Origin of the sequence: Glycomyces albidus, from assembly GCF_009451885.1 — a bacterium.
Lineage (GTDB): Bacteria > Actinomycetota > Actinomycetes > Mycobacteriales > Micromonosporaceae > Glycomyces > Glycomyces albidus.
Map to the genome: position 1 here is coordinate 15,978 of NZ_WIAO01000039.1, position 26,209 is coordinate 42,186.

Below are 26,209 nucleotides of genomic sequence, written 5' to 3' on the forward strand. Positions count from 1 at the left end.
ACTCTCCTTCCGATCCAGTCTTCCGATCAAGATCCAACACAATTGAACATCAGGATCGGCGGGGCCGCAATACCGGGTGGCCGCCCTCTCGGCCCGGATGTCAGAATCGGTCCATGACCACTGCCGACCGCGTACCCCGCGTCTTCTCAGGCATCCAGCCCACCTCGGACTCGTTCCACCTCGGGAACTACCTGGGCGCGCTGCGGCAGTGGGTGGCGCTTCAGGACACCTCGGACGCGTTCTACTGCGTCGTCGACCTCCACGCGATCACCGTCGATCACGACCCCAAGGTATTGCACGAGCGCTCGAGGGTGAGTGCCGCTCAGCTCCTGGCGCTGGGGATCGACCCCGAGCGGAGCACGCTGTTCGTCCAGTCGCAGGTGCCCGAGCACGCGATGCTCGCCTGGATCATGGGGTGCGAGACCGGGTTCGGCGAGGCGAGCCGCATGACCCAGTTCAAGGACAAGTCCGCCAAACAAGAACGCACAACCGTGGGCCTGTTCACGTACCCGATCCTCCAGGTCGCCGACATCCTGCTGTACCAGACCGAGCGGGTCCCGGTCGGCGAGGACCAGCGCCAGCACCTCGAGCTGAGCCGCGACCTCGCGATCCGGTTCAACAACACGTACGGCCAGACGTTCACGGTCCCCGACGTCCACATCGTCAAGGAGACCGCGACGATCAAGGACCTCGCCGAGCCCGAGAAGAAGATGTCGAAGTCCTCGGCCAGCCCGCGCGGGTGCCTGTACCTGCTCGACGAGCCGAACCAGATGCGCAAGAAGGTCAAGAGCGCCGTCACCGACTCCGAGGCCGAGGTCCGCTACGACCCCGACGCGAAGCCGGGCGTGTCGAACCTGATGAACATCTACGCGGCCCTCGGCAACACGACGATCGAGAAGCTCGAGGCCGAGTACGCCGGGCGCGGCTACGGCGACTTCAAGGGCGACCTGGCCGACGTCGTCGCCGACTACCTCGGGCCGATCTCGGCCCGCACCAAGGAGTTCCTCGCCGACAAGGCCGAGCTCGACCGCATCCTCGTCAAGGGCGCCGAGAAGGCCCGGCACGTCGCCTCGCGCACGCTCGCGAAGGCGTACAAGAAGGTCGGCTTCTACCCTCCGGCGGCGCTTTAGTGGATGCGGCGGCGCCTGCACCCGTCGGGAAGTCGCCGACCGTGACCGTGGGCGTCGCCATCCCGGTGCCCGCGCCCTGGGGCGACCTCCTGGACCGGGTCCGGATCGCCTCCGGCGACCCGCTCGGCGGGATCGTCCCGGCGCACCTGACGCTGCTGGGGCCCACCGAGATGCCCAGGGCCGTCCTGCCGGACTTCAGCGCCCACCTGGCGTCGGTGGCCGAGGGCTGCCCGCCGTTCGACCTGCACCTGCGCGGCACCGGGTCGTTCCGGCCGGTGACCGAGGTCGTCTTCGTCGCCGTCGTCGACGGCATCGCGGTCTGCGAGCAGCTCGAGGCGGCCATCCGCCGCGGCCCGGCCGGGCGCGAGCGCAGCTTCCCGTACCACCCGCACATCACCATCGCCCACAACGTGAGCACCGAGGCGCTCGACCGGGCCTTCACCGCCCTGGCCGGCTTCGAGGCGAAGTTCCGCGTCGAGTCCTTCACGCTCTACACGCACCCGAACCCGGGGGCCTGGACCTTCGAGACCCTCGCGGGGGCCCCGGTCCCGTGGACCCCGAGGGCGGTGTTCCCGCTCGGCGGCGGCAACGCGATGCGGGGCGGACTCCCGAAGGCCTGAGGGCGCGCGCCGGGCACGGCTCAGCCGCCGGAGATCGTCCGGCGGCTCGCTGCCCGGCGGCTCGCTGCGCGGCGACCGCTAGAAGTCGAAGAGGTCCTCGAAGACGCTCTTGCGCTTCTTCTTCTTGTAGTGGTAGTCGTCGCCGTGGTGGCGGCGGTCGTCGTAGTGCGAGTCGCGGCGCCGGTCGTCGTAGCGCCGGTCGTCGTACCGCCGGTCATCGCGGCGGTCGTCGTAGCGGGGCTCGCGCGGCGGCGGACCGGCGGGCGCCGCAGCGGCCGCGGGCGGTGCAGCGTGGAACTGCGACTCGAAATTCATCAGGTGCTCGAGCTCGCCCCGGTCGAGGAAGATGCCCTTGCACTCGGAGCACTGCTCCACGACCACGCCGTTGCGCTCGTACTGATTCATCGGATTCTGACATTTCGGACACAGCATCTGCATCATGACATCAACATATCGTGGATCGGCCATGCATGCCCAACCAGAACCGGGCGGCTCACCTGTGAGTTCTCACAGCAAGAACACGGCGAGGGCCGCACCGGAGGAGTCCGGTGCGGCCCTGCGCAGCTTGACGCCTAGTGGGTGAAGTGCCGTGTGCCGGTGAGGTACATCGTGATGCCGGCTTCCTTCGCGGCGGCGATGACCGCTTCGTCGCGGAGCGAGCCGCCGGGCTGGACCACGGCCTTGACGCCGGCGTCGATGAGGATCTGGAGGCCGTCGGGGAACGGGAAGAACGCGTCGGAGGACGCGACCGATCCGGCCGCGCGCTCGGCGCCGGCCCGTTCGACCGCGAGCTTCGCGGAGTCGACGCGGTTGACCTGGCCCATGCCGACGCCCACGGAGGCGCCGCCTGAGGCGAGGAGGATCGCGTTGGACTTCACGGAGCGGACGGCGCGCCAGGCGAACTCGAGGTCGGCGAGGGTCGCCGCGTCGACGGGCTCGCCGGTGGCGATGGTCCAGTTCGCGGGGTCGTCGCCGTCGGCGTCGATCCGGTCGGGCCGCTGGACGAGCAGGCCGCCGGAGATCGGCTTGAGTTCGAGGCCGGCGGGCGCCCACGCGGGGGCGCGCAGAATCCGCAGGTTCTTCTTCGCCGACAGGATCGCGACCGCTTCGTCGGTGAACGACGGCGCCACCACGACCTCGGTGAAGATCTCGGCGATCTGGGCCGCGGCCTCGGCGTCGACCTCGGCGTTCGCGGCGATGACGCCGCCGAAGGCGCTCAGCGGGTCGCACGCGTGGGCCTTGCGGTGGGCCTCGGCGATCGTCGCGCCGACGGCGATGCCGCACGGGTTCGCGTGCTTGATGACCGCCACGGCCGGCGCGTCGAAGTCGTGCGCGGCGCGCCAGGCGGCGTCGGCGTCGGTGTAGTTGTTGAAGCTCATGGCCTTGCCGTGGAGCTGCTCGGCCTGCGCGAGCCCGGGCGCGCCGGGGACCGCGTAGACCGCGGCGTCCTGGTGCGGGTTCTCGCCGTAGCGCAGGTCCGCGAGCTTGGCGGCCGGGAGGGCAGTGAAGTCGCCCAGGCCCTCGGACGCCTGCTCGGCGAGCCAGGACGCGACGGCCGAGTCGTAGGTCGCCAGGTGCGCGAACGCCTTGGCGGCCAAGCGGAGCCGCTGCTCGGCGGTGGTGCCCTCGGTGGCGGCCTCGCGGATCCACGAGTAGTCGGCCGGGTCGACGACGACCGCGACGTTCGCGTGGTTCTTGGCGGCGCCGCGGACCATGGAGGGCCCGCCGACGTCGATCTTCTCGACGATGTCGTCGAAGCCCGCACCGGAGGCGACGGTCTGCTGGAACGGGTAGAGGTTGCCGACGAGCAGGTCGAACGCCTCGATGCCGAGCTCGGCGAGCTGCGCGCGGTGGGACTCGCGGCGGACGTCCGCGAGCATGCCGGCGTGGACCTTCGGGTGGAGGGTCTTGACGCGGTCGTCGAGGATCTCGGGGAACCCGGTCAGCTCCTCCACTTTGGTCACCGGGATGCCGGCGTCGGCGATCTTCGCGGCGGTCGACCCGGTGGAGACGAGTTCCACGCCCGCCTTGTCGAGTGCCGCGGCAAGTTCGATGATCCCGGTCTTGTCGTAGACGGAGATGAGGGCTCGCTTGATGCGCTTCCGCTCGGACATGAATGCACTGCTCCTGATCGGGTAATGACTGCGGCCCAGGCGTTCGACCGCAGTAACAGGTTCAGCAGTGCCGCTCCCCGGTGGTGCTCCACCTGCGAACGTCTCGAGGAGGCTCCCCCTCAACAACGAGCTGCCCGGTCCGTGCCACGGGAAACCTCGAAAGACGTCACTCGCCAGTCGCGACCCGCCGAGCGTAACACGGTCGCCCCCGGTTCCGGCCCGACCGCCGCGCGTGCGCGAGACCGGCGCCACCACGGGCGCGACGCGAGCGCCGCCAGGACCGCGCCGACCGCGTTCATGAGCGCGTCGTCGACCGAGACCACCCGGCCGGTCAGGAGCGTGTACTGGAGGACCTCAAGCGCCGCGGCGGCCGCGACCGCCCCGGCCGCGACCGCGCCGAGCCCGATCGTGAACCGCACCGGCAGGAAGAACCCGGCGGCGGCGAACACGAACAGGTTCCCGGTCAACTGCTCGACGATGACCCGCGGCGAGGCGCCGACCAGGTCGGCGAGGTCCACGAACGGGACGAGCTGGACGGCGTTCGCGCCCTCGCGGGAGGTGAGGCCGAGGAACAGGAGCGGCACGGAGCCGGCGACCGCGCCGACCTCAGCGAGCGAGTCGAGCCAGGCGTCCCGCCGGGGCCGGCCGCGGCGGATGCGCCACGCGGCCAGCGCCCAGGCCGCGGCGAACGCGAGCGGCAGCAGCGCGAAGGAGACGGCGAGCGTGTTCGCTTCGAGGGCGTTGACGGCGAGGGGAGCGATCATGCAGCGACCCTAACCGCGGCCCGCGCAGGCCCGGCGGTCCGGGCACCGCGCGCGGGCGGTGATGCGGGTCAGCCGAGGACGACCCGGCGGCCTTCGACCTTCCAGCCGTCGCGGACCATGCGGCCGACGGACTCGACGAGCTGGGCCCGCTCGGCCTCCTTGATGCGCTCGGTCAGGGTCTCGACGGTGTCGTCGTCTTCGACGGGGACGGCGCACTGGGCCACGATCGGGCCCGTGTCGACGCCGGAGTCGCAGATGAAGAGGGTCGCGCCCGCGATCTTGACGCCCGCGGCGAGGGCCTCGCCGGGGCCGTTCATGCCGGGGAACGCCGGGAGCAGCGAGTTGTGGGTGTTGACGTAGCGGCCGGGGAACGCCTCGAGGAAGCGCGGGCCGCAGAGCTTGAGGAACCCGGCCGAGACGACGAGGTCGGGCTCGTAGGAGGCGACTTCGGCGGTGAGGGCGGCGTCCCACTCGTCGCGGGTCGCGTAGTCCTTGACCTTGTGGACGAACGTCGGCACGCCGGCCTTGGCGGCGCGCTCGGCCCCGTAGGTGCCGTCGCGGTCGGCGCCGACGGCGACGACCTCGGCCCCGTAGGCCGGGTCGGCGCAGGCGTCGAGGAGGGCCTGGAGGTTCGAGCCGGAGCCGGAGACGAGGACGACGAGCCTCGCCGCGGCCGCGCCGGCGGGGCCGGGATTCTGCACAGCGGTCACGGGTGCCACGGTAACGCGTCGTCGCGGCCCGGCGCCGGTTCGGGGATGACCACCGTGTCTCTGCGCACGAGCTCGGCTTCGGCGGCGCGGCGGTGGACCGCGAACAGGCGGGCGACCAGGGCCGCGCCGACGAGGCCGATCAGGAGCTGGGCGCCGGCGGTCCCGGCGACCGCGAGCGGGTCGGGTCCGAGGTCGGCGAGGAGGTCGTGCCCGGCGGCGCCGCCGGAGAGGTACGACAGGAGCGCGAGCGTCAGGGCCGCGGTCGCGGCGGCCACGATCGACGCGGTCGTGACGCGCGGGAGCCGCAGGTCCGGGGACCGGTACGTGAGGATCACGCCGAACACGGCCGCGAGCATGAGCGGCAGCCCGACCAGCACCGTCGCGTAGTCCGGCAGCGGCGCGTTCGGGACCGCGGCGAACACCGGGAACGCCGGGAGCGGCCCGAGCTCGACCATCGCGGTCTGCACGGCGGTGCCCTCGCCGACGGCGAACCCGGGCCCGGCGATGTACGCGGCGGCCCAGATCGCGAGGTTCGGCAGGTACAGCAGGCTCATGAGGGCGACGATCCACGACGCGCTCCCGTACACGCCGAGCGTGTCGGCGACGACGGGCCCGCGGACGGCGAACGCGACCCCGGTGGCGGCGGCCCCGAACGCCAGGAGCGCCCCGGCCGTGATGAACCCGGTGCGCAGGCCCCGGCGCAGCCACACCGAGGCGGCGCCCCACGGCAGGACCCCGGCTTCGCGGGCCGAACCGAACGCGGTGGCGGCCGCGATGAGCGGGACGGCGTGCAGCAGCGCGGGGAGCATGTCGATGCCGAAGGGCCCGCGCGCGCTCAGGGCGGCGGCCGAGGCGACCAGTCCGGTGTAGAGGATCGTGACGAGCCCGGCGGCGGCGCGCACCGCGGCGGCGTCCCGGCCGCCGATCGCGCGGGTCGTCCCGGCGGCGGCCTTCGCGAGCCGCCAGGCGACGACCGCGGTCAAGGCCAGCGGGGCCACGCTCAGGCGGATCGGTCCGATGTCGACCGGCACGCCGTGCCCGGCGAGCCAGGCGGTCCCGGCCGCGGCCGCGACCGTGGCGACCGAGCCCTCGGCGCCGGCCTGCCACCAGCCGGCGATGACGCACACCAGGATCGGCGTGAAGACCACCGTCGCGCACCAGAGCGTCGTCGCCAGCGCGGAGGCCAGCAGCGCCCGCGGCCGCTTCGGCCGGGGACGCGGGCCGGGGCCGAGGGCCTCGGTCTCGCGCTGGTGCGGCGTGGAGTCGCTGATGCGCACGGTGTCGCGCTGCGCGGACCCTGTGCGGCCAGGGCGTCGGTTCGGTCGTCGCTCCACGCCGCCCAGTCTGTCACAAGGGGGCGTGCGGAGCACGGTTCCCATGGCGGGCGCCCGAATGCGAGGATGGGTCGACGCGCCCAGCGGTGGGCGGGCATGGAGGAGGCAGCATGGAGGGTCCGGGCGACTTCTACGCCACGGTGGACGTCGAGGAGGTCGTGGACGGTGACACGTTCCGCGCCTTCATCGGCGGCGAGAAGATCCGGGTGCGGATCATGGGCATCAACTCCCCCGAGTCCGGCGGGTTCCGCGACGAGGAGGACTGGGGCGCCGAGGCGAAGGTGTACGCGAAGTCGAAGCTCGAGGGCCGCACGGTCACCCTGTTCACCGACCCGGGCGACCCGATGTACGACCAGTACGACCGGCTGCTCGCGCACGTGGTGATGGAGAACGGCATGAACTACGCCGTCCTCGCCGTCGCCGAGGGCATGGCGCACACGTACATCATGCGGCACCAGGAGCTGACGATCGGCGACACGCTGCGCAAGGCCGAGCGCCTCGCGAAGGGCGAGCGCCGCGGGATGTGGAAGTCCCTGGCGGCCGACTAGCGGCCGTTCACGACCGCTCGAGGTAGTGGAGGACGGCCGCGACGCGGCGGTCGGTCTGGTCGTCCGGGGTCAGCCCGAGCTTCAGGAAGATGTTCCTGATGTGCTTGTGGACGGCGTTCTCGGTGATGAACAGCCGCTGCGCGATCGCGCCGTTCCCGAGGCCCTCGGCCATGACCGAGAGGACCTCCTTCTCGCGGGGCGTGAGGCGCTCGACGGGGTCGTCGGCGCGGCGCTGCGCGAAGAGCTGCGCGACCACCTCCGGGTCGATGGCGGTGCCGCCGCCGGCGACGCGGTGGAGGGCCTCGACGAACGCGTCGACGCGGCCGACGCGCTCCTTGAGGAGGTACCCGACGCTGCGGGCGCCGTCGGCGAGGAGGTCGGTCGCGAACGACTGCTCCACATAGGCGGAGAGGACGAGGACCGCCAGTCCGGGGTGGGCGCGGCGGGCCGCGACGGCGGCCTTGATGCCTTCGTCGGTGTGCGTGGGCGGCATGCGGACGTCGACGACGGCGACGTCGGGCCGGTGCTCCTCCACCGCTTCGAGGAACGCCGCCGGGTCGCCGACGGAGGCGACGACGTCGAAGCCCTCGCCTCGCAGCACCAGGTTGAGTCCCTCCCGCAGGAGGGTGTCGTCTTCGGCGATCACGATCCGCACGGCAGCTCCACTCTGATCTCGGTCGGCCCACCGGGTGGGCTGGTCACGGTCGTCGTGCCGTCGAGGGCCTCCACGCGGCGCCGGATGCCCGCGAGGCCGGAGCCCGCCGCGGCGTCGGCGCCGCCGCGCCCGTCGTCGACCACGGCGACCGCCAGCGTATTCCCCCGCAGCCGCACCTCCACCGAGGCGTGCTCGGCCCGGGAGTGCTTGGCCACGTTGGTGAGCGACTCGGCGACCACGAAGTAGGCGGTGGCCTCGACGCTCGCGGGGCAGCGCGCCTCCACGTCGACGTCCACAGTGCACGGCACGGGGCAGTCGGAGGCGATCGCGTTGAGCGCGCCCGCGAGCCCCCGGTCCTCCAGGACCGGCGGCAGGATCGACCGGACCACCGCCCGCAGCTCGGCGAGCGCGTCCTCGACGGTGTCCTGGGCCCGGCCGAGGATCTCCACGGCCCGGTCCGGGTCGCGCGGGACCTCGCGCCTGGCGGCGCCGACGAGCACCGCGACGGCGACGATCCGGTTCTGCGCGCCGTCGTGCAGCGCCCGCTCGATCCGCCGCAGCTCGACGGCGTGCGCGTCGAGGGCGGCCGCGCGCGTCGCGGTCAGGCGGGCGACCCGCTCGGACAGGTCGACGTCCGGGTCGGGCCCGAGGAAGCGGACCCCGTGGACGGTCTGGAGGTCGAGGAGCTTGGGCCCGAACAGGAGCCACAGCGCGAACACCGCGATGCCGGTGGCCAGGCCGAGCGCGGCCTCGCTCTGGGTGTCGACGCCGATCGTGCCGTTGAGGATGCTCCGGTCCGTCCCCGACGTGAACGTCCACCACAGCGGGTAGGTCGCGTCGCGGACGGCGATGAACGGCATCTGGATGAGGAACGCGCCGAGGATCAGCCCCCACGTGCCGTGCAGGAACAGCCAGACCAGGTCCCGGCGGGCCGACGGGTCGGCCCGGACCTCCGCGAGGCTGCGGGGCGACTCGGCGTCCGGGCCCTCGTACGGGGACTCGACCTCGCGGCCCAGGCGCTGCAGGCGGCGCCGCTCGAGCCCGGCGAGCGTCCGCACCCACTGCATCGCCGGGTGCACGAGGAAGCGGCCCAGGCCCAGCACCGACAGGAACGCGGCCAGCAGCAGCAGCGGGATCGTGTAGAGCGCGAGGAACCCGAACCCGGCGCCGACCGCGCCGTACCCCGAGGCGCGCAGCGACGCGAGCAGCAGCGGTCCCATGCCGCCCTTCTCCCCGCCGCCCGGGCGGAGCTGGGCGTCGAACCACGCCTGCACGCGTTCGCGCCTGCCTGCCATGCATCCTCCAAGAGCTCGCCTGGAAACGTACCCGCGCGCGCCCGCCGCCGTCGCTACAGCCAGCTGTACCCGGCCGCGAGAACGGGTACTACAGGTAGCTGTACCGGTCCGGCTCCGGTTGTCCCCACCCCCGATCCGGCAGCTGACCGCATTGGAATCGCACCCCGGTCCCCTTAGCGTGCAGTCATACCAGGAAACCCGGAGGCACCGATGACGACGACCACCCTCGCCGCTCCCCCCAGGGCCGCGACCGCCGCGCCCGCGCTGGCGCTGCGCGAGATCACGAAGACCTACGACGGCGCGCACACCGTCCTCGACCGCGTCGCCCTCGACGTCCCCGCCGGCGCGCTCATCGCCGTCATGGGCGCCCCCGGCTCGGGCAAGTCCACCCTCGTGCACTGCGCGGCGGGCCTCGACGACCCGACCGGCGGCGAGGTCCGCATCGCCGACCGGCGCATCACCGGCCTCGGCGAGGCCAAGCGCACCCTGCTGCGGCAGGGCCGCGTCGGCTTCGTGTTCCAGTCGTACAACCTGCTGCCCTCGCTCACCGTGGAGGAGAACCTGGCCCTGCCGCTGCGCCTCGCCGGCGCCGAGGCCGACCGCGACTGGCTCCGCCACCTCGCCGAGCGCACCGGCGTCGACCGGTTCCTCCAGCGCCGCCCCGGCGACCTCGCGGCCGTGCACCAGCAGCGGGCCGCGGTCGCGCGGGCCTTCGCGTCCCGCCCGGACCTGGTCGTCGCCGACGAGCCGACCGGCGCGCTCGACCCCGCCGACGGCGCCGCGATCCTCGACCTCCTGCGGGAACTGGTCGACGAGTGGGCGCCGGGCCTGCTCATGGTCACCCGCGACCCGGCCGCGGCCTCCCGCGCCCACGCCGTGTTCGCACTCGAAGGGGCGCGCCTGCGGCCCGTCCTGGCGTCCGCACGCTGATCCGGGAACCCGGCAGGGCCCGCCGTCCGATGGACGGCGGGCCCTGCTGATTCGGGTGTTCGGTGCGGACTCGGGTCTAGGCGGCTTCCACCGCGGCGCGGCGGCCGAGCAGCGCGGTGGCGCTGGCCAGGAGGCCGACGACGGCGACCACGGTCACGAGGTAGAGGCCGGGGCGGTACTGGGCGATCGAGGTGGCGGCGCCGCCGGAGATCAGGCCGGTGACGACCGCGAGGACGACCGCGCCGCCGATCTGCCCGGAGGTCTGGACCAGGCCGGAGGCCAGGCCCTGCTCGTCGTCCGAGATGCCCTCGGTGGCCTGGACCATCACGGCCGAGAAGCCGATCGCGAAGCCGAGGCCAAGCAGCAGGAACGAGGGCAGGTAGTCGGCGAAGTAGTTCGGCTGGGCCGAGCCGCCGCGCAGGATGAACCAGAGGTAGCCGAGGACGAACGCGCCCATCGAGGCGATGATCATCGACTTGGTGCCGTAGCGGTCGATGAACTTGCCGGCCATCGGCGACAGGAACGCGACGATGATCCCGGCCGGGGCCAGCGCCAGCGCCATCTGGATGGGCTCCCACTGGAGCGTGTTCTGGAGGTACAGGGACACGATCGTCTGGAAGCTGATGTAGGAGCCGAAGATCGCGAGCGCGGCCAGGTTGGCGCGGACGATCGACTTGACCTTGAAGATGCTCAGGCGCACCAGCGGGTGGGCGACCTTGTTCTCCACGAGGAAGAACGCGCCGAGGAGCACGACCGCGGCCGCGGTGGTCGCGATGACGAGCGGCGTGAAGCCGGTCTCGGGCACCGTGACGATGGTGTAGACCGCGGCGAGCATGCCGCCGGTGAGGGTGGTGGCACCGAGGAAGTCGATGTGCCCCTTCTCGCGCTCGGCGTTCTTGGGGACCACGAAGAACGCGGCGATGAGGACGCCGGCGACCACGACGACGGGCGCGTAGAACGTCAGGCGCCAGTCGAGGCTGGTGAGCAGGCCGGAGGCGATGAGGCCGGAGGCGTACCCGGTGGCGCCGAAGACCGTGAAGATCGACAGGGCCTTGTTGCGGTCGTGGCCTTCCTTGAAGGTCGTGGTGATGATCGACAGGGCCGCCGGGGCGGTGAAGGCGGCGGCGACGCCCTTGACGATGCGGGAGGCGATGAGGAGGACCTCGTTCTCGACCAGGCCGCCGACGAGGGAGGCGAGGCCGAAGACGACGAGCGCGGTCAGGAAGACCTGGCGGCGGCCGAGCAGGTCGGCCATGCGTCCGCCGAGGAGGAGCAGGCCGCCGTAGCCGAGGATGTAGCCGTTGACGATCCACTGGAGCGAGGACGTCTCGAGGCCGAGTTCGGCGCCGATGGACGGGAGCGCGACGCCGACCATGGAGACGTCGAGGGCGTCCAGGAACATCGCGAGGCCGGCCACGAAGAGGACGGCCCAGAGCTTTGGCCCCCATCTGCTCGGGGCATGTGAGGGCGGATCGACGGGGCTGGAGGTGACGGCGTCAGCGGGTTTCGGTTCGGTGATCGTCATGCCGAGAAACTTACATGCACGCGCATTGGATGTCAACACATCTAATGAGTGGACATTAAATGTCTTGACATGGTAATCTCCTGGTCATGGAGGCTGTAGCGGACGACGATGTGTGCACTCAGTGGTCTGAAACACTTCGCGTGTACCACGACACATCATGCGAACTGGAGAACGAGCTCCAGGCCCGTCACGAACTGGGCCTGAGCGAGTTCGAGGTGCTCAAGATCCTGTCGCGCCGCTGCGGCGACGGCGGCGGCAAGGCGAAGATGAAGGACCTCGAGGCCGAGATGTACCTCAGCCAGAGCGCCCTCTCGCGCACCGTGACCCGCCTCGAGAAGGACGGCCTCGTCACGAGGGCCACCTGCGACTTCGACCGCCGCGCCATGTTCCTCATGCTGACCCCCTCCGGGTGCGAGCGGTACGAGGCGGCCCGGCCGACCTACCGGACGGTGCTGGAGCGCCACTTCGGCCGCTGATCCCGCTCCCTAAGATCGGCTCCTGTGAACCGTTGCGGCGCTTGCGCATCTGAGCGCCTGCGGACGGCATACCCTCTTGCGGCGTGACGGTCGGTAAGGTGAGGTGGAGAGCAGTCACAACCGATCCGGCATGGAGAGTGGATGTCATGACTCCCCCAGAGAACGACCGACCCGACGACGAGGACGGCGGCACCTTCAAGCTCAAGCCCGGCGCCGGCGCCCCGCCGCCCGCGGCTCCCGAAGGCGAGGAGCCCGGACTCGACCGCACCATGAAGATCAGCCGCTCCGCGGCCCCGCAGGGCGCGCCGCCTCCGCCGCCCTCCCCGCTGGGCAACCCGACCGGCCCGGCCGACCCGCCCGGCGCCCCGTACGCCGAGACCACGGTCATGCCGCAGACCGGCGGCTCCCAGACCGGGTTCCAGCCCGCGGGCCAGCCGCCCCAGCAGCAGCCGCCGCTCGGCTCCGGCCAGATGCCGCAGGCCCCGCAGCAGCCGTACGGCCAGACCGGCCAGCAGCCCGGCGGCTACCCGCCGCCCCCGCCGCAGGCCGGCTTCCCGCAGCCGCAGGCCACCGGCCCCCAGGGCGCCGCGCCCGAGGGGATCAGGCGGATCGGCCTGATGGTGCTCATCGCCGCCGGCGTCGGGCTCCTCGGCAACATCATCGTCTTCGCCACCTTCGGCGGCTTCTACATCGGCAGCGCCGTCTTCGGCATCCTGTTCGCCGCCGCCTGGGGCTGGTACGGCTGGGCCCTGCCGCAGGGCAAGATCACCTCCCCCGGCCTGCGCCTGACCGGCATCATCCTGGTCATGATCGGCGCCGGGTTCTCGATCCTGTCGCTCCTGAGCTCTCTCGGCGCGTTCGCGCTGTTCGGCGGCCTCGGGGCGGTCCTGCTGGTCCAGAGCCTCGTCATGGCGGGCACCCTGGGCTACGCCAGCTTCCTGTACCTGACCAAGGACGAGGTCAAGGCGTACATCAAGGGCGCCCCGGCCGGCGCCGCGCCCGGCGGCTACCCGCCGCCCGGCTACGGCCAGCCCGGGGGCTACCCGCAGCAGCAGCCCTACGGCCAGCCGCAGCAGCAGCCCGGCGCGTACCCGCCGCCGCCTCCCGGCTACCAGCAGCCGGGCCAGCAGCAGCCGCCGACGCCGCCCTACGGCCAGTAGGACTTCCAACCCCCGCCGGTCGCGACTAAGCTCACCCGTATGTGAACAGGCCGCGGCGCCAGGATCGCCACGAGCGACGACGGCGCCGCGGCCTCCGTACGAGGAGGTACAGCATGTCGGCATCCGGGACGCCCATCCGCGTCGTCGTGGCGAAGGTCGGGCTCGACGGCCACGACCGGGGAGCGAAGGTCGTGGCGCGGGCGCTGCGGGACGCGGGCATGGAGGTCGTGTACACCGGCCTGCACAACTCGCCCGAGCAGGTGGTCGCCACCGCCCTCGCCGAAGACGCCGACGCGATCGGATTGAGCATCCTCTCCGGCGCGCATATGACGCTCTTCCCGCGAGTGCTGAAACTCCTCGACGAGAACGACGCCCGCGACATCGTCGTATTCGGCGGCGGCATCATTCCCGACGAGGACGCGGCCGAGTTGCGCGCCGCCGGAGTGGCCGAGATATTCGGCCCCGGGGCCTCGACCCAGGCCATCGCCGAATGGGTCCGCACCCATGTGCCCTCACCCGATCAGGGACGCCCCGCGACCGTCTGAACGGCCGCTGCCAGGGAGAACGCCCGGGGCAAAAAATTCTTTTGGGAGACCGTAACCGGCCGCTGCGGCCCTCGTTCTTATTAGTGTCGGACGCGGAACGCAAACCGCGGAAGACGCATCAGCAGTCGGTCGAAAGGCCGCCGGTCAATAACACCGCCGCTTCATCGGGAGTTCACTTCCGAAGCGCCGTGGAATTGAGCTGTGCCACAAGCTGCCGATGCCCTGTCGATTGAGGGGTGGCGATAGGGCATCGTGCCTAAGGGAATCAAGCCTTTGAGGGGTGGGCTTGGTTCCCGCTAAGGGGACCGGACGCCTGAGGGGTGCGTCCGGTCCCCGCCTCTTTGCCTCCACTGCCCTCCCGCTTCACTGCCCTCCCGCTTCGCACCGGCCCCGGGACCTCCGGCGGCCGCGCCGCCCATGTCGCACCCACCGGGCGGCACCGAAGCCGTGGGCGGTTCCTTCCCGGCACTCCCGTCCCCGGGACGCGGCCCGACCTCACCGCGCGCCCTGGCCGCCGTGAAATCCTCGACCTCGTCACACCTGCCGCCCGCCGGGGGCTTCCGCTCCTCGCGCGGGGTTACCCTGCGATAACGGGCACCTGCACGTGCTCCCCCGTCCGACCGGACCCGGTTCGCCGAGACCGCGGCCCGCACCGGGCCCGGGCGGGGAGGCCCAGGCCGTCCGGTCAAAGAAGACTAGCTAGTGGAGCGGACTCTACAGTGGATCTGTACGAATACCAGGGCCGCGCACTGTTCGCCCGGCACGGAGTGCCGGTACTGGACGGCGGCGTCGCCACCACACCGCAGGAGGCCGTGGAGCTCGCCGAGCGCCTCGGCGAACGGGTGGTCGTCAAAGCGCAGGTGAAGGTCGGCGGCCGCGGCAAGGCGGGCGGCGTCAAACTCGCCGACACCGTCGACGAGGCCAACACCCACGCCCAGAACATCCTGGGCATGGACATCAAGGGCCACACCGTCGAGAAGGTCATGCTCACGGTCACCGCCGACATCGACGAGGAGTACTACTTCTCGTACCTGCTCGACCGCGCGAACCGCACCTTCCTGTGCATCGCGTCGACCGCCGGCGGCATGGAGATCGAAGAGGTCGCCCACACCGCCCCCGAGAAGGTCGTCAAGCTCCCGATCGACGCCGGCGTCGGCGTCACCCCGGAGATCGCCGGCGGCATCGTCGACAAGGCCGGCTTCCCCGAGGACCTCCGCGACCAGCTCGTGGACATCTTCGTGAAGCTCTGGGGCGCCTTCGTCGCCGAGGACGCCACCCTCGTCGAGGTCAACCCGCTCGTGCGCACGCCCGAAGGCAAGGTCCTCGCGCTCGACGCGAAGGTCACCCTCGACGAGAACGCGGACTTCCGCCACCCCGAGCACGCCGAGTTCGAGGACAAGGGCGCCGTCGACCCGCTCGAGCAGCGCGCCAAGGACTCCGGCCTCAACTACGTGAAGCTCGACGGCTCCGTCGGCATCATCGGCAACGGCGCCGGCCTCGTCATGTCCACCCTCGACGTCGTGTCGTACGCCGGAGAGGCCCACGGCGGCGTCAAGCCCGCGAACTTCCTCGACATCGGCGGCGGCGCCTCCGCCGCCGTCATGGCGAACGGCCTCGAAGTGGTCCTGTCGGACCCGCAGGTCAAGAGCGTGTTCGTGAACATCTTCGGCGGCATCACCGCCTGCGACGAGGTCGCCCGCGGCATCCTCGGCGCCCTCCAGACCCTCGCCGACCGCGGCGAGACCGTCACCAAGCCGCTCGTCGCCCGCATCGACGGCAACAACGCCGAGGAGGGTCGACAGATCCTCGCCGACGCGAACCACCCGCTCATCACCGTGGTCGAGACCATGGACGCCGCTGCCGACAAGGCCGCTGAACTCGCGAACAAGGAGGCTTAGACCGATGGCTATCTTCCTCGATGAGAACAGCAAGGTCATCGTCCAGGGCATGACCGGCTCCGAAGGCATGAAGCACACCCGACGCATGCTCAAGGCCGGCACCGAGATCGTCGGCGGCGTCAACCCGCGCAAGGCCGGCACCAAGGTCGACGTCGACGGCGTGAGCCTCCCCGTGTTCGCCTCCGTGCAGGAGGCCATGGCCGAGACCGGCGCGAACACCTCCGTCGTGTTCGTGCCCCCGGCGTTCTCCAAGGCCGCCGTGATCGAGGCGATCGACGCCGAGATCGGACTGGTCATCGTCATCACCGAGGGCATCCCGGTGCACGACTCCGTGGCCTTCTGGAACCACGCCGAGGCCAAGGGCGGCAAGACCCGCATCGTGGGCCCGAACTGCCCCGGCATCGCCAGCCCCGGCAAGTCGAACGCGGGCATCACCCCCGCCGACATCACCGGCGCCGGCCCGATCGGCCTCGTCTCCAAGTCCGGCACGCTGACCTACCAGCTCATGTACGAGCTGCGCGACATCGGCTTCTCGACCTCCGTCGGCATCGGCGGCGACCCGGTCATCGGGACCACCCACATCGACTGCCTCAAGGCGTTCGAAGCGGACCCCGAGACCAAGGCGATCGTCATGATCGGCGAGATCGGCGGCGACGCCGAAGAGCGCGCGGCCGAGTTCATCAAGGACCACGTGACCAAGCCGGTCGTCGGCTACATCGCGGGCTTCACCGCCCCCGAGGGCAAGACGATGGGCCACGCCGGCGCCATCATCTCGGGCTCGGCCGGCACCGCGGAGTCCAAGAAGGAGGCCCTCGAGGCCGCCGGCGTCAAGGTCGGCAAGACCCCGAGCGAGACCGCGCGCCTCATGCGCGAGGTCATCGAGAACCTCTAAGCGAGCGGAGCGGACGGGGCCGGGCGGCGATGCTGCCCGGCCCCCCGTCTATTCCGGGTGCGCTGCCTTTCCAGGTGCGCTGTCTTTACCAGTGCGCGGTCTGCCCGGGTGCGGCGCCGTGCGGGCGGGCGCTACTCCTCGATCCAGAAGTTGTCGTGGCGGGCGAAGAACTCCTTGCGCTCCTCTTCGGACAGCTCGCCGAGCGTCAGGAGGCCCTCGAAGTAGTCCTCGCGGGGCGCGCCGGGGTGGAACATGAGCAGCATCGAGGCGGGCTCGCCCGACTCGTTGCGGAAGCCGTGGATCCCGCCCTCGGGGACGTGCACGAAGTCGCCGGGCTCGTGGTCGACCCACTTCGCGCCGTTGTAGATCCTGATCGTCCCCGAGAGGATGTAGAAGGACTCGGAGATCGTGCGGTGGAAGTGCGGGTCGGGACCGGAGCGGGCCCCGCTCATGTTCCACTGGTACAGCCCGAACTGGCCGTTCGTGGTCTTGCCGGTCGCCAGGTAGCCGGCCGAGCCGCCGTTCGGGTAGACCAGGTCGGGCGGGGCCGACGCGGGCCGGAAGTAGGCGCTGATCTCGCCGTCGTCGCCGAAGTACCTCGGTTCGGGATAGGTCAAGTCGATCACGCTCCTTTCGCCACGATCATCGCACCGCGCTGGGAGTCGGCGGAAACCGGCGTCGGGCCGCGGCACCCGCGACTCCCGGTCCGCGGTTCGGCGGGCGCGGGCGATCCGGCATATTGACAAGGTGTACTAGCCGCTCGGCAAGGCGTGCGGCGAGAGTCGAAGGAGCCGGGAATGAGCGAGATCCTGTTCACGAACGCCGGGGTGCTGGACACCGCGGCGGGGGCGATCGCTGCGGGGCAGCGGGTGCTGGTGCGCGGCGGCGAGATCGCCGCGGTCGGGACCGACGTCGCCGCGCCCGCGGGGGCGCGGGTGGTCGACCTGGGCGGGAGAACCCTCATGCCCGGGCTGATCGACTGCCATGTGCACGTCAACGCCCACACCGCGGACCTCGCCGGACTGGGCGACCAGTCGCCGGCCTATGTCGCGGTCAAGGCGTCGATCGAGCTGCGGGAGACGCTCCACCGCGGGTTCACCACCGTGCGCGACCCCGGCGGAGCCGACTTCGGCATCCACGACGCCGTCGCGGAAGGGCTCATCGACGGGCCGCGGCTCTTCTTCGGCGGCAAGGCGCTCTCGCAGACCGGGGGCCACGTCGACATGCGCCCGCGCGGCCGGTCGGTGCACGACGACCACCGGTGCTGCCCTGGCCTCGGGCTCGTCTGCGACGGCGTCGACGGCGTGCGCAAGGCCGCCCGCGAGCAGCTCCGCACCGGCGCCCACCACGTGAAGATCATGCTGTCCGGCGGCGTCGCCTCCCCGACCGACCGGATCGACTCGACGCAGTTCTCCCTCGACGAGATCCGCGCGATCGTCGACGAGGCGCAGGCCGCCAACCGGTACGTCGCCGGACACGCCTACACCGCGCGGGCCATCAACCGGGGACTGGAGGCCGGGGTCCGCTCCATCGAGCACGGCAACCTCCTCGACGAGTCCAGTGTCGAGCTGTTCCTGGAGCACGACGCGTTCCTGGTGCCCACCTTGGTGACCTACCACCGCATGGCCGCCGAAGGCGCCGAATACGGGCTCTCGGAGGCGAACCTCGCCAAGAACGCGCTCGTCCTCGACGCCGGGCTCCAGGCGCTCGAGCTCGCCCACCGCGCGGGCGTCAACCTCTGCTACGGCTCGGATCTGCTCGGCGGCATGCGGCGGCACCAGTTGCAGGAGTTCGCGATCCGAGGCGCGGTGATCCCCCCGGCCGACGTGATCCGGTCCGCGACGGTGACCGCGGCACGGCTGCTCGGCGAGGAAGGGCGGCTCGGACAGATCGTCCCCCGGGCGCTGGCGGACCTCCTCGTCGTCGACGGAGACCCGCTCGAAGACCTCGGCGTCCTCACCGACCCTGATACGCGCCTCAAGCTGATCATGCAGGGCGGCGAGGTGAAGGTCGACCGGCTCTCGACATGAGGAGCGGCCGGGGCGATCGGGCCGGCCGCACTGGCGGGGAAGCGGCTCCCGGACAGCGCGAAGAGCCCCGCTCCTCGCGGAGCGGGGCCCAGGGGTAAGCGGGCGCAGCGCCTACTTGCCCTTCCAGCTCTTCGCGTGGACGTGCTTGTCCCAGTCCCAAGCGTGGACGACGTCGACCTTGTGGTCGCAGTCGTCGTCCTTGTACAGCTTGATCTTCCTGTGGGTGTTGTTGACGACCGAGCCGATCTTGTGGTCCTCCGCCTCGTGGCACTTGTGGCCGACCTTCCACACCACGTCCATGTCGCCCTTGAAGTGCGGCTTCTCCCAGAAGCAGACCGCGTGACGGGGGCAGTCGTCCGGACCGTCGTGGTGGTGGTCGTGGTCCCACCCGGCCGACGCAGGGGAGGCCAGGGCCGAGACGATGAGGAATCCGGCGGCGATGCTCGCCATGATGCGCTTGCGCATGATTTGGTGCTCCTTCCGCTCCCACCGTTCAGGTGGGGCACTTGAACTCTTCGAGCCGCTACTTGCGGTCATGAGAAAGATACGAATCGTGACCGATCCCGGGATCGGAATCCTCCAATGGACCGCCGGAGGCGCGGTCATTCAGGCGCGGCGAACCCCGGTAGTGTCGGGTACCCGACAATTCCGGGTCGGCGGAATTACAACCGGATGATCAGCAGCGCGATGTCGTCGCGCGCGCCGCGCGCCACGCCCAGGTCCTCCAGGACCGCGTCGGCCACCTGCTCCGGGCCCTCCGCGGCATGGCTCCGCAGCGACGCCACCAGCCGCTCCAGACCCGTGTCGATGTCCTCGCCGCGGCGCTCGAACAGCCCGTCCGTGAACAGCACCAGCGTGTCGCCCGGCGCGTACGGCAGACCCGCCTGCGGGTGCGGGACGTGCTCCGGACGCGCGCCCAGCGGCGGGTCGACCGCCTGATCCAGCAGCTCGCAGCCGCCGTCCGGGTGCACCAGGACCGGCGGCGGATGCCCCGCGTTGCTGTAGGTGATCAACCGGCTGCGGGCATCGACCATCGCCCACACCACCGTCGTGTTCTGCGCCCCCTCGACCGAGCGGGCGTACAGGTTCAGCACGTCCAGGGCCTGCGCGGGCCGCTCCAGCGCCCGGATGGTCGCGCTCAGCGCGCTCCGCAGCATGCCCATGACGGCGGCGGCCTCCAGGCCGTGCCCGACGACGTCGCCGACCGCCACCCCGAACTTCCCGTCCGACAGGTCCACCATGTCGAACCAGTCCCCGCAGACCTCCAGCGACCGCGTCGCCGGCAGGTACCGCAGCGCGACGTTGTCGTGGCGGGCCAGGTCCGGCGACTGCAGCATCGCCTCCTGCAAGGTCAGCGCCACCTGGCGCTCGCGGGCGTGGGCCGAGCGCAGCTCATCGTTCAGCCGCTGCAGCTCGCGGGCCCGCGCGTACAGCTCCGCCACGACCGCCTCCCGGTCGATCGGACGGCCGCTCGGCGGCCAGTCCCCGGACGCGAGCGCCCGGATGTACGGGGTGACGTCCTCGACCCGGTGGATGATCAGCGCCACCTCGCCGTCCGGGCCCGTGATCGGCGAGTTGACCGGCGACCACCAGCGCTCCTCGAACACGCCCGGCCGGCCCGCGACCGGGATGTCGTACTTCTGGAGGGCCATCGTGTCCTGCCGGCGGGTCGACATGACCCGCTGCAGCGAGGCGGTCAGGTTCCGGACCCCGTCGGCCTCCGGATCGTCGGGGTTGGCCGGGAACGCCGCGAAGAGGGGTTTGCCGAGCAGGTCCTCCCGGGTGCGGCCGGTCGCCCGCAGATAGGCCCGGTTGACCTCGACGATCACCAGGCCGGTGTCGATCACCAGGTGCGGGCTCGGCGTCGCCTCGAACAATGCGGCGTAATCCAGCTCCGCCATCGCATCGCCTCCGCGCCCCCGCGTCACACGCGTGCACTCCAGCCCGTCCCTCACCACGCTACCCCCGGAGACGTGCCGTGACCGGCCCGTTCGCGGCGGAGGCACGACTCGGACAGGTCGTCCCGGGTGCACTCGGCGGTCCTCACCGGGGCCGCCGCGCCTGAAACCGGGTCACGCAGGGCGGCAAGGCGAAAGCCGGGACGCTGGTGCGGCGCAAAGGGCACGCATCGACGAATCCGAGGTTTGCACCGGCTTGTTAACTTCGGTGTGCTCCAACATCCCGACGACCCAGAGGAGCCCCCATGAGCTCGACACCCGAACCCAACGGCATCACCGACGCGCTCGCGAAGGCGATGGACCTCGTCCGCGAGGGTCGGCAGGCGCAGGAGGGCACCGAGGTCCAGCGGGTCGAGGTCGAAGCCGCCGACGGCATGGTCCGGGCCTCGGCGACCCTCGCGGGGAAGGTCGCCGTCGACATCCTCGACCCGCGGGCGATGCGCCTCAGCAAGGAGTACCTGAGCGAGGAGCTCACCGCGGGCATCAACGCCGCGCTCGACGCCGCCCGCGAGCAGGCCGGCATGCCCGGCGCCGTCGACCTCGCGGCCCTGTCGGAGAAGGTGGAGGAGATCCAGCAGCAGTCGGTGCAGCAGCTGTCGTCGTTCATGAACACCCTCGCCGCGTCCCACTCCAGGATCGTGCAGGCCGCCGCCCAGGCGAAGGGAGTCGAGTGATGTCGGGCCTCCAGATCGACCCCGACGCCCTCGACGGCGCCGGCCAGGCCATGGAGGCGGTCGCGGAGCAGTTCTTCGCCGCCGTCGACCGCTTCGCCTCCAGCATCGAAGGCGTCACCGAGGCCTGCGGGTCCGACGAGATCGGCGGCCTCATCGAGCAGGCCCACACCGAGGTGTTCGCGTGGGCCAAGGAGTGCTTCCAGGAAGCGGCCCAGGAGATCGCCGACGCCGGCATCGACGTGCGCGACTTCGCCAAGCAGCACCTCGACGCCGACAACGCGATCGCGCAGATCTTCACCCAGCTCTCCTCCGACCTCGGGAGGTCCTGATGGGGATGACCCTGCCGTCCGAGCTCGTCGCCGTGCTCGGCATGCTCGGCTACGACTGGCCGCAGTCCGACGAGACGAACCTCATGAACTTCGGGCAGTCCTGGATGGACTTCAGCGGGGACCTCGGCGACATCGGATCCCAGGCAGGCGCCGCGTCCGCGAGCGCGTGGGCCGACCAGATCGGCCAGGACATCGACGCGTTCAAGACCTGGTGGGAAGGCGAGGACAGCCCCCGCAAGGTCATCGAGGACGGCGCCATCGGCGCGATGATCGCCGGCGTCGGCCTCATGATCTGCGCGGTCATCGTCCTGTGCCTCAAGATCATGGTGATCGTCCAGCTGATCATCCTCGCCGTCCAGATCGCGATGGCGATCGCCCAGGCGGCCGTCACCTTCGGCGCCTCGCTGGTCCAGATCCCGATCTTCCAGCAGCTCGCCCGCACCGTCGTGAGCAACCTCTTCCAAGAGGCGGTCTTCAAGTTGCTGGAGGCGTAGGTGCCCGGTCCCAACAGCAGACGCAGCGGCGGCGCCAACCCGCTGATCCGCGCGGCGCTCGACTTCCTGAGGAAGAACCGCAAGCGCAAGGGCGGGCCGAACCGGATGTCCGGCTCCTCGCTGCGCCACCAGCAACGCGGCGAAGTCAAATGGGACCGCCGCGAAGGCGCGTACCGCGGCAGCGGATACCACCACCGCCCCGGCGGCAACGATTACCCCGGCCGGCGCATCGCCCAACCGGAATCGCGGCACACCAACGGCGTGTACGAAGCCCGGCCGGAATTCCAGAACCCGAAACCGCCACCCCCCTTCGTGCCCAAGAAGAACGGCACGGTCAACACCTTCTTTCCCGACGACTGGTCGCCGCAGAAGGTCGACAAAGCGACCACCGAGGCATTCAAGAACGGCCGAAAGTTCATCGACGACCAGGGCGTCCCGCGATGGGAGGGCGTCTACGACGGCGTGAAGATCAAGGGGGGCTGGGACCCCGACACCGGTAAGATCGGACACGGCTACCCGGCACGGGTCGCCGACCAGTAGAGGAAATCGAGGGTTGATGGACATCCGCTTCTACCGCGATGCCGACGGCTCCACCAAGTACGAGGTCGGCGACCGACGGAAATACGCCGCCCTCGGCATGTGGCTGTCATGGGACGTGGATCTCTCCTTCACCGCCTGCCTGGATGCGTTGCGCGCGGTGGACGACGCCGTCTCCGGCAGGGATCCGGATGCGGGGTTCGAAGGCAACGAGTTCGCCATCGAGATGAACACCCGCGAAGCGGTGTTCAGGAACATTCACCACGACGACATACCTCCGAGCACCTATCCGATCGACGAAGTCCGGAGGGCGACAGAGGCATTCTGGCGATTCCTGCTGACCGTACCGGCCAACCCGAACGTGACGTACGAGTTCCGCCCCGACCTGCCGCCCCACCTGTCGAGCCTGCTCAAATGGGAAGCATACTGGCGGAGGCCGCACCCGTACCGCGGCCGCGTCGAAGGCATCCCCGCGACAGGTCCAGCCTGAGCCCCTTGCCGCACGGCCCCCCGGGGGTCAGGCCGCGCCCTCTCTGATCGGAGCTCGATGGGGATCAACGGGTTTTTCGAAGGCGAGTACGGTCGGCCGAGGTGCGACTTCGATGACGACCGATCCATGCTCCTCGCGGTCTGGATCATCATGGAGATTCGGGGTGAGGAGGGCGTGCTCGAAGCGCTCGATGCGGTCGACCGGGTGCGCTCGGGCACGTGCTCGACACTCGAAGGCGACACGGAGTACATGGAGACGCTCTACACGCCCGAGGAGCTCGTCCTGGTCGACATCGACGGCGAGATCCAGTCGTACCCGCTTCGCGAAGCCGAGGAGGCGATCTTGAAGTTCTGGGCGTTCCTGCTGAACCGGCCACCGAACGGTGAGATCCGCCGCCTGTACCGTCCCGACCTCGCTGAAGCCGGTGCGGCCCTGCACATGTGGGAGCGGCGCTTCGAACGCGAGCATCCGCGCAGGGGCCGGCTCGACGGACTGCCCTCGACCGGATACTCGTGATGCGTCGGCTCGAGGACGGGTCCGTCGAGATCGAGGACGGGTTCGGAACCATCCGAGTCTCCGGGGACGAGCACCACAGCGAGCTGCTGATCGAGTTGGCGCCGTGGGTGAGGCAGGGATGGTGCGACGGGAGCGCCGGACGGATGGCGGTGCGGGTACCGAAGTCGTGGCACCGGCGTCCCGGTCTCGACCGGTGGATGACCGCGGAGGAGCTCTACCGGGTCCGCGGCTGGCTCGCGGAGCCGACGGGACCGCAAGACGTACTCGCCGGGACCCGCCCGCTGCTGCAGCTCCTTGAGTCGGGAAAGTACCGGGTCGACATGCGCGAGCTGGACTCCCTGCTCCTCGCTCCGCGTGAGGAGATCGCGCCCGGGCTCGCGTGCGTCGGCGGGTACACGCGCCCGAAGCACGAGACGGCCCACGGCTACCGGATACCCGTAGTGAAGGTCGTCCACCTCGATGGCGAGCGCCAATGGTGGTACTGCTTCGACACGGACATCGAACTCGTCCCGACCGACTGCTGGCCGGCCCCTGACCGCAACGCCGTCCGGGGATACCGCAAGGCGATCAGAGACGGCGCGCGGCCCGCCTTGGTGCTGCTGCGACCGGTCGGCGGCGGGCCGGCGTACATGCCCGACGGGCACCACAAGCTCACGGCGTACCTGGAAGAACTCGTACCACCCACCGTCGTCGACATCGAGCGGCTGGCCGAAGGGTGAACGGTCGCAGGCGCGGACCCCTGCCGCGGTCCGCGCCTGCGACGCCGGTTCAGAGGTCGAAGTGGCACGCCACCTTGTGGCCGCTCGCCGCTTCGCGCCACTGAGGTTCCTTCTCGGCGCAGATGTCCTCCGCCCAGGGGCAGCGGGTGCGGAAGCGGCAGCCCGAAGGCGGATTCGCCGGGGACGGCAGGTCGCCCTTGAGGATGATCCGCTCGCGGGTCGCCTCGATCTCCGGATCCGGTTGCGGCACAGCCGAAAGCAGCGCCTTCGTGTACGGGTGGCGGGGGTGCTCGTAGATCGTCTCGGAGTCGGCCTCCTCGACGAGCTTGCCGAGGTACATGACCCCGACCCGGTCCGACAGGTGCCGGACCACCGCGAGGTCGTGCGCGATCACCAGGTAGGTGAGGCCGAACTCGTCCTGGAGCTCGTCGAGCAGGTTCATCACCTGCGCCTGGATCGACACGTCGAGCGCGCTCACCGGCTCGTCGCAGACGATCAGGTCCGGGCGCAGCATCAGCGCCCTGGCGATGCCCAGACGCTGGCGCTGCCCGCCCGAGAACTCGTGCGGGAAGCGCTCCAGCACCGACTTGGGCAGGCCGACCGCGTCGAGGGTCTCCACCGCGAGGCGGCGGCGCTCCTCCTTCGAGCCGACGCCGTGGACCTTCAACGGCTCCGACAGCAGCATGTCCACGTTGTGCCGCGGGTTCAGCGAGCCGAGCGGGTCCTGGAACACCATCTGCATGCGGGAGCGGAACCTCCGCAGCCGCTCGCCCCTGAGCGCCGTCACGTCCTCGCCGCCGAGGGACACGCGCCCCGCCGTCGGCTCCTCCAGGCGCAGCACCGCCCGCCCGAACGTGGTCTTGCCGCAACCGGACTCGCCGACCAGCCCGAACGTCCCGCCCTGCGGCACGGACAGGCTGACGCCGTCCACCGCGCGGACGTGGCCGACGGTCCGCTCCACCACGATGCCGCGGCGGATCGGGAAGTGGACCTGCAAATCCTCGACCTCCAGCAGGGCCGGCGCGGCCGCGGCGGGGAGCACGGGCTCCTCCACGCGCTGCGCCGGGACCTTCGGGTCGAGGCCATCGGGTTCGGTGCTCATGCGATCTCCTCGGCCAGGACGCAGCGGTGGGCGTGCACGGATCCGACCAGCGCCGGCTCGCCCGCGACGCACGCCTCGGCGACCCGGTCGCAGCGCGGCGCGAACGCGCAGCCGTCCCGCCACCGGATCACGTCCGCGATCGAACCGCGGATCGGCGTCAGCGGCTCGTGGATCGGCAGGTCGAGCCGCGGGATCGACCCGAGCAGCCCGATCGTGTAAGGGTGCGTGGGCCGCGCGAACAGCTCCCGCACCGGCGCCGACTCGACCACGCGCCCCGAATAGAGCACGTTCACCTCGTCGCAGACCCCCGCGACGACCCCGAGGTCGTGCGTGATCATGAGCAGCGCCGTGCCCTCGTCGTCGACGAGGTCCTTGAGCAGCTCGAGGATCTGCGCCTGGATCGTCACGTCCAGCGCCGTCGTCGGCTCGTCCGCGATGAGCAGCCGCGGCGCGCACGCGACGGCGATCGCGATGAGCACGCGCTGGCGCATGCCGCCCGAGAGCTGGTGCGGGTACTCGCGGAGGCGCCGGGCCGGGTCGGGGATGCCGACCCGGTCGAGGAGGCTCGTCGCCTCCTTGGACGCCTTGTCGCCCTTGAGACCACGGTGCCGTTCGAGGACCTCGGTGATCTGGCGGCCGATCGGCACGACCGGGTTGAGGCTCGACAGCGGGTCCTGGAAGACCATGGCGAGGTCCCGGCCGCGGCGGCGGCGCATCGCGGCCGGCGCGAGCGACAGGAGGTCGGTGCCGTCGACGCCGGCCCG

29 protein-coding genes, 1 pseudogene and 1 riboswitch are annotated in these 26,209 nt (G+C 71.1%); of the genes and pseudogenes, 17 read left to right on the top strand and 13 right to left on the bottom strand.

Annotated features, from left to right (window positions below):
* The first annotated feature begins 113 nt into the window (after positions 1-113).
* Positions 114-1,130 (top strand): tryptophan--tRNA ligase, encoded by a 1,017-nt coding sequence (gene trpS / locus GFD30_RS22315; RefSeq protein ID WP_153027378.1) that lies wholly within the window; start codon positions 114-116, stop codon positions 1,128-1,130.
* A gap of 41 nt (positions 1,131-1,171) precedes the next feature.
* Positions 1,172-1,750 carry a 2'-5' RNA ligase family protein gene (locus tag GFD30_RS22320; RefSeq protein WP_322633506.1) on the top strand — a complete coding sequence of 193 codons (579 nt, stop codon included), beginning with the start codon at positions 1,172-1,174 and terminating at the stop codon, positions 1,748-1,750.
* Between the two features lie 78 nt (positions 1,751-1,828).
* Here the strand turns inward: GFD30_RS22320 and GFD30_RS22325 are convergent, their stop codons facing one another.
* The 5 genes and pseudogenes from GFD30_RS22325 to GFD30_RS27270 form a co-directional block, all read right to left on the bottom strand.
* Entirely contained in the window at positions 1,829-2,218 is a 390-nt protein-coding gene (locus GFD30_RS22325) for a TFIIB-type zinc ribbon-containing protein (protein WP_322633507.1), read from the bottom strand.
* Positions 2,219-2,322: 104 nt separating this feature from the next.
* On the bottom strand, positions 2,323-3,864 hold the full coding sequence (gene purH / locus GFD30_RS22330; protein ID WP_153027379.1) for a bifunctional phosphoribosylaminoimidazolecarboxamide formyltransferase/IMP cyclohydrolase: 1,542 nt from the start codon (positions 3,862-3,864) through the stop codon (positions 2,323-2,325).
* A gap of 26 nt (positions 3,865-3,890) precedes the next feature.
* A riboswitch (ZMP/ZTP riboswitch) is annotated at positions 3,891-4,055 on the bottom strand.
* Positions 4,056-4,139: 84 nt separating this feature from the next.
* A pseudogene (locus GFD30_RS22335) lies at positions 4,140-4,628 on the bottom strand (VanZ family protein); the annotation flags it as partial.
* 68 nt (positions 4,629-4,696) lie between these two features.
* A complete protein-coding gene (purN, locus tag GFD30_RS27265) occupies positions 4,697-5,329 on the bottom strand; it encodes a phosphoribosylglycinamide formyltransferase (RefSeq protein WP_407649152.1) in 633 nt (210 codons plus the stop codon).
* A 5-nt stretch (positions 5,330-5,334) separates the two neighbouring features.
* On the bottom strand, positions 5,335-6,615 hold the full coding sequence (locus GFD30_RS27270; protein ID WP_322633509.1) for a cell division protein PerM: 1,281 nt from the start codon (positions 6,613-6,615) through the stop codon (positions 5,335-5,337).
* 167 nt (positions 6,616-6,782) lie between these two features.
* On the opposite strand from GFD30_RS27270, the gene GFD30_RS22345 reads away from it, so the two are divergent.
* Entirely contained in the window at positions 6,783-7,220 is a 438-nt protein-coding gene (locus GFD30_RS22345; protein WP_153027381.1) for a thermonuclease family protein, read from the top strand.
* A gap of 7 nt (positions 7,221-7,227) precedes the next feature.
* Here GFD30_RS22345 and GFD30_RS22350 read toward each other — a convergent pair whose 3' ends face one another.
* On the bottom strand, positions 7,228-7,875 hold the full coding sequence (locus GFD30_RS22350; protein WP_322633510.1) for a response regulator transcription factor: 648 nt from the start codon (positions 7,873-7,875) through the stop codon (positions 7,228-7,230).
* Positions 7,863-9,170 carry a sensor histidine kinase gene (locus tag GFD30_RS22355; RefSeq protein ID WP_153027382.1) on the bottom strand — a complete coding sequence of 436 codons (1,308 nt, stop codon included), beginning with the start codon at positions 9,168-9,170 and terminating at the stop codon, positions 7,863-7,865. The genes GFD30_RS22350 and GFD30_RS22355 overlap by 13 nt, the downstream gene beginning before the upstream one ends.
* A gap of 210 nt (positions 9,171-9,380) precedes the next feature.
* Between GFD30_RS22355 and GFD30_RS22360 the strand changes: the two genes are divergently transcribed.
* Positions 9,381-10,100 (top strand): ABC transporter ATP-binding protein, encoded by a 720-nt coding sequence (locus GFD30_RS22360; RefSeq protein ID WP_153027383.1) that lies wholly within the window; start codon positions 9,381-9,383, stop codon positions 10,098-10,100.
* A gap of 76 nt (positions 10,101-10,176) precedes the next feature.
* On the opposite strand, the gene GFD30_RS22365 is transcribed toward GFD30_RS22360, so the two are convergent.
* Complete coding sequence (locus GFD30_RS22365) at positions 10,177-11,625, bottom strand: MFS transporter (RefSeq protein WP_153027384.1); 1,449 nt, start codon at positions 11,623-11,625, stop codon at positions 10,177-10,179.
* Positions 11,626-11,765: 140 nt separating this feature from the next.
* Here GFD30_RS22365 and GFD30_RS22370 point away from each other — a divergent pair, with 140 nt between their 5' ends.
* The 5 genes from GFD30_RS22370 (at position 11,766) to sucD (ending at position 16,596) form a co-directional block, all read left to right on the top strand.
* Complete coding sequence (locus GFD30_RS22370; RefSeq protein WP_322633511.1) at positions 11,766-12,101, top strand: MarR family winged helix-turn-helix transcriptional regulator; 336 nt, start codon at positions 11,766-11,768, stop codon at positions 12,099-12,101.
* A gap of 146 nt (positions 12,102-12,247) precedes the next feature.
* The gene (locus GFD30_RS26415) at positions 12,248-13,261 is read left to right on the top strand and encodes a hypothetical protein (protein ID WP_194202073.1); all 1,014 of its coding nucleotides are present in this window, start codon (positions 12,248-12,250) and stop codon (positions 13,259-13,261) included.
* 113 nt (positions 13,262-13,374) lie between these two features.
* Positions 13,375-13,806, top strand: coding sequence for a cobalamin B12-binding domain-containing protein (locus tag GFD30_RS22380; protein ID WP_153027386.1), 432 nt, complete (start codon positions 13,375-13,377; stop codon positions 13,804-13,806).
* 719 nt (positions 13,807-14,525) lie between these two features.
* Positions 14,526-15,704, top strand: coding sequence for an ADP-forming succinate--CoA ligase subunit beta (gene sucC, locus GFD30_RS22385; RefSeq protein ID WP_322633512.1), 1,179 nt, complete (start codon positions 14,526-14,528; stop codon positions 15,702-15,704).
* 4 nt (positions 15,705-15,708) lie between these two features.
* Complete coding sequence (gene sucD, locus GFD30_RS22390; RefSeq protein ID WP_153027387.1) at positions 15,709-16,596, top strand: succinate--CoA ligase subunit alpha; 888 nt, start codon at positions 15,709-15,711, stop codon at positions 16,594-16,596.
* A gap of 131 nt (positions 16,597-16,727) precedes the next feature.
* Here sucD and GFD30_RS22395 read toward each other — a convergent pair whose 3' ends face one another.
* A complete protein-coding gene (locus GFD30_RS22395) occupies positions 16,728-17,213 on the bottom strand; it encodes a cupin domain-containing protein (protein WP_153027388.1) in 486 nt (161 codons plus the stop codon).
* Between the two features lie 180 nt (positions 17,214-17,393).
* Here GFD30_RS22395 and GFD30_RS22400 point away from each other — a divergent pair, with 180 nt between their 5' ends.
* Complete coding sequence (locus GFD30_RS22400; protein WP_153027389.1) at positions 17,394-18,626, top strand: metal-dependent hydrolase family protein; 1,233 nt, start codon at positions 17,394-17,396, stop codon at positions 18,624-18,626.
* 111 nt (positions 18,627-18,737) lie between these two features.
* On the opposite strand, the gene GFD30_RS22405 is transcribed toward GFD30_RS22400, so the two are convergent.
* The gene (locus GFD30_RS22405; RefSeq protein WP_194202074.1) at positions 18,738-19,091 is read right to left on the bottom strand and encodes a peptidase inhibitor family I36 protein; all 354 of its coding nucleotides are present in this window, start codon (positions 19,089-19,091) and stop codon (positions 18,738-18,740) included.
* A 197-nt stretch (positions 19,092-19,288) separates the two neighbouring features.
* Entirely contained in the window at positions 19,289-20,527 is a 1,239-nt protein-coding gene (locus GFD30_RS22410) for a PP2C family protein-serine/threonine phosphatase (RefSeq protein WP_153027391.1), read from the bottom strand.
* A 302-nt stretch (positions 20,528-20,829) separates the two neighbouring features.
* Here GFD30_RS22410 and GFD30_RS22415 point away from each other — a divergent pair, with 302 nt between their 5' ends.
* From GFD30_RS22415 to GFD30_RS22445, 7 genes are all read left to right on the top strand, one after another.
* Positions 20,830-21,258: a YbaB/EbfC family nucleoid-associated protein gene (locus tag GFD30_RS22415; protein WP_153027392.1), complete on the top strand. Its 429-nt coding sequence runs from the start codon at positions 20,830-20,832 to the stop codon at positions 21,256-21,258.
* Positions 21,258-21,587, top strand: a complete 330-nt coding sequence (locus tag GFD30_RS22420; RefSeq protein ID WP_153027393.1) for a hypothetical protein — start codon at positions 21,258-21,260, stop codon at positions 21,585-21,587. Before GFD30_RS22415 ends, GFD30_RS22420 begins: the two co-directional genes overlap by 1 nt.
* Positions 21,587-22,081 carry a WXG100-like domain-containing protein gene (locus tag GFD30_RS22425; RefSeq protein WP_153027394.1) on the top strand — a complete coding sequence of 165 codons (495 nt, stop codon included), beginning with the start codon at positions 21,587-21,589 and terminating at the stop codon, positions 22,079-22,081. The genes GFD30_RS22420 and GFD30_RS22425 overlap by 1 nt, the downstream gene beginning before the upstream one ends.
* Positions 22,082-22,621 carry an EndoU domain-containing protein gene (locus tag GFD30_RS22430; RefSeq protein WP_322633513.1) on the top strand — a complete coding sequence of 180 codons (540 nt, stop codon included), beginning with the start codon at positions 22,082-22,084 and terminating at the stop codon, positions 22,619-22,621.
* A gap of 16 nt (positions 22,622-22,637) precedes the next feature.
* A complete protein-coding gene (locus GFD30_RS22435) occupies positions 22,638-23,108 on the top strand; it encodes a hypothetical protein (RefSeq protein ID WP_153027395.1) in 471 nt (156 codons plus the stop codon).
* 126 nt (positions 23,109-23,234) lie between these two features.
* On the top strand, positions 23,235-23,624 hold the full coding sequence (locus GFD30_RS22440) for a hypothetical protein (RefSeq protein WP_153027396.1): 390 nt from the start codon (positions 23,235-23,237) through the stop codon (positions 23,622-23,624).
* Positions 23,624-24,343: a hypothetical protein gene (locus GFD30_RS22445; RefSeq protein ID WP_153027397.1), complete on the top strand. Its 720-nt coding sequence runs from the start codon at positions 23,624-23,626 to the stop codon at positions 24,341-24,343. The genes GFD30_RS22440 and GFD30_RS22445 overlap by 1 nt, the downstream gene beginning before the upstream one ends.
* 49 nt (positions 24,344-24,392) lie before the next feature.
* On the opposite strand, the gene GFD30_RS22450 is transcribed toward GFD30_RS22445, so the two are convergent.
* Both GFD30_RS22450 and GFD30_RS22455 read right to left on the bottom strand, forming a co-directional pair.
* A complete protein-coding gene (locus GFD30_RS22450) occupies positions 24,393-25,445 on the bottom strand; it encodes an ABC transporter ATP-binding protein (protein WP_153027398.1) in 1,053 nt (350 codons plus the stop codon).
* Positions 25,442-26,209, bottom strand: a 768-nt coding sequence (locus tag GFD30_RS22455) for an ABC transporter ATP-binding protein (protein WP_153027399.1), incomplete at its 5' end; no start/stop codon positions are given. The genes GFD30_RS22450 and GFD30_RS22455, both read right to left, overlap by 4 nt.

What these genes read in the sequence shown, in the direction of transcription:
- trpS (WP_153027378.1), top strand. Translation starts at nt 114, where the DNA reads ATGACCACTGCCGACCGCGTACCCCGCGTCTTCTCAGGCATCCAGCCC.
- GFD30_RS22325 (WP_322633507.1), bottom strand. Translation starts at nt 2,218, where the DNA reads ATGGCCGATCCACGATATGTTGATGTCATGATGCAGATGCTGTGTCCG.
- purH (WP_153027379.1), bottom strand. Translation starts at nt 3,864, where the DNA reads ATGTCCGAGCGGAAGCGCATCAAGCGAGCCCTCATCTCCGTCTACGAC.
- GFD30_RS22345 (WP_153027381.1), top strand. Translation starts at nt 6,783, where the DNA reads ATGGAGGGTCCGGGCGACTTCTACGCCACGGTGGACGTCGAGGAGGTC.
- GFD30_RS22355 (WP_153027382.1), bottom strand. Translation starts at nt 9,170, where the DNA reads ATGGCAGGCAGGCGCGAACGCGTGCAGGCGTGGTTCGACGCCCAGCTC.
- GFD30_RS22360 (WP_153027383.1), top strand. Translation starts at nt 9,381, where the DNA reads ATGACGACGACCACCCTCGCCGCTCCCCCCAGGGCCGCGACCGCCGCG.
- GFD30_RS22365 (WP_153027384.1), bottom strand. Translation starts at nt 11,625, where the DNA reads ATGACGATCACCGAACCGAAACCCGCTGACGCCGTCACCTCCAGCCCC.
- GFD30_RS26415 (WP_194202073.1), top strand. Translation starts at nt 12,248, where the DNA reads ATGACTCCCCCAGAGAACGACCGACCCGACGACGAGGACGGCGGCACC.
- GFD30_RS22380 (WP_153027386.1), top strand. Translation starts at nt 13,375, where the DNA reads ATGTCGGCATCCGGGACGCCCATCCGCGTCGTCGTGGCGAAGGTCGGG.
- sucD (WP_153027387.1), top strand. Translation starts at nt 15,709, where the DNA reads ATGGCTATCTTCCTCGATGAGAACAGCAAGGTCATCGTCCAGGGCATG.
- GFD30_RS22400 (WP_153027389.1), top strand. Translation starts at nt 17,394, where the DNA reads ATGAGCGAGATCCTGTTCACGAACGCCGGGGTGCTGGACACCGCGGCG.
- GFD30_RS22405 (WP_194202074.1), bottom strand. Translation starts at nt 19,091, where the DNA reads ATGCGCAAGCGCATCATGGCGAGCATCGCCGCCGGATTCCTCATCGTC.
- GFD30_RS22410 (WP_153027391.1), bottom strand. Translation starts at nt 20,527, where the DNA reads ATGGCGGAGCTGGATTACGCCGCATTGTTCGAGGCGACGCCGAGCCCG.
- GFD30_RS22415 (WP_153027392.1), top strand. Translation starts at nt 20,830, where the DNA reads ATGAGCTCGACACCCGAACCCAACGGCATCACCGACGCGCTCGCGAAG.
- GFD30_RS22420 (WP_153027393.1), top strand. Translation starts at nt 21,258, where the DNA reads ATGTCGGGCCTCCAGATCGACCCCGACGCCCTCGACGGCGCCGGCCAG.
- GFD30_RS22425 (WP_153027394.1), top strand. Translation starts at nt 21,587, where the DNA reads ATGGGGATGACCCTGCCGTCCGAGCTCGTCGCCGTGCTCGGCATGCTC.
- GFD30_RS22435 (WP_153027395.1), top strand. Translation starts at nt 22,638, where the DNA reads ATGGACATCCGCTTCTACCGCGATGCCGACGGCTCCACCAAGTACGAG.
- GFD30_RS22440 (WP_153027396.1), top strand. Translation starts at nt 23,235, where the DNA reads ATGCTCCTCGCGGTCTGGATCATCATGGAGATTCGGGGTGAGGAGGGC.
- GFD30_RS22445 (WP_153027397.1), top strand. Translation starts at nt 23,624, where the DNA reads ATGCGTCGGCTCGAGGACGGGTCCGTCGAGATCGAGGACGGGTTCGGA.
- GFD30_RS22450 (WP_153027398.1), bottom strand. Translation starts at nt 25,445, where the DNA reads ATGAGCACCGAACCCGATGGCCTCGACCCGAAGGTCCCGGCGCAGCGC.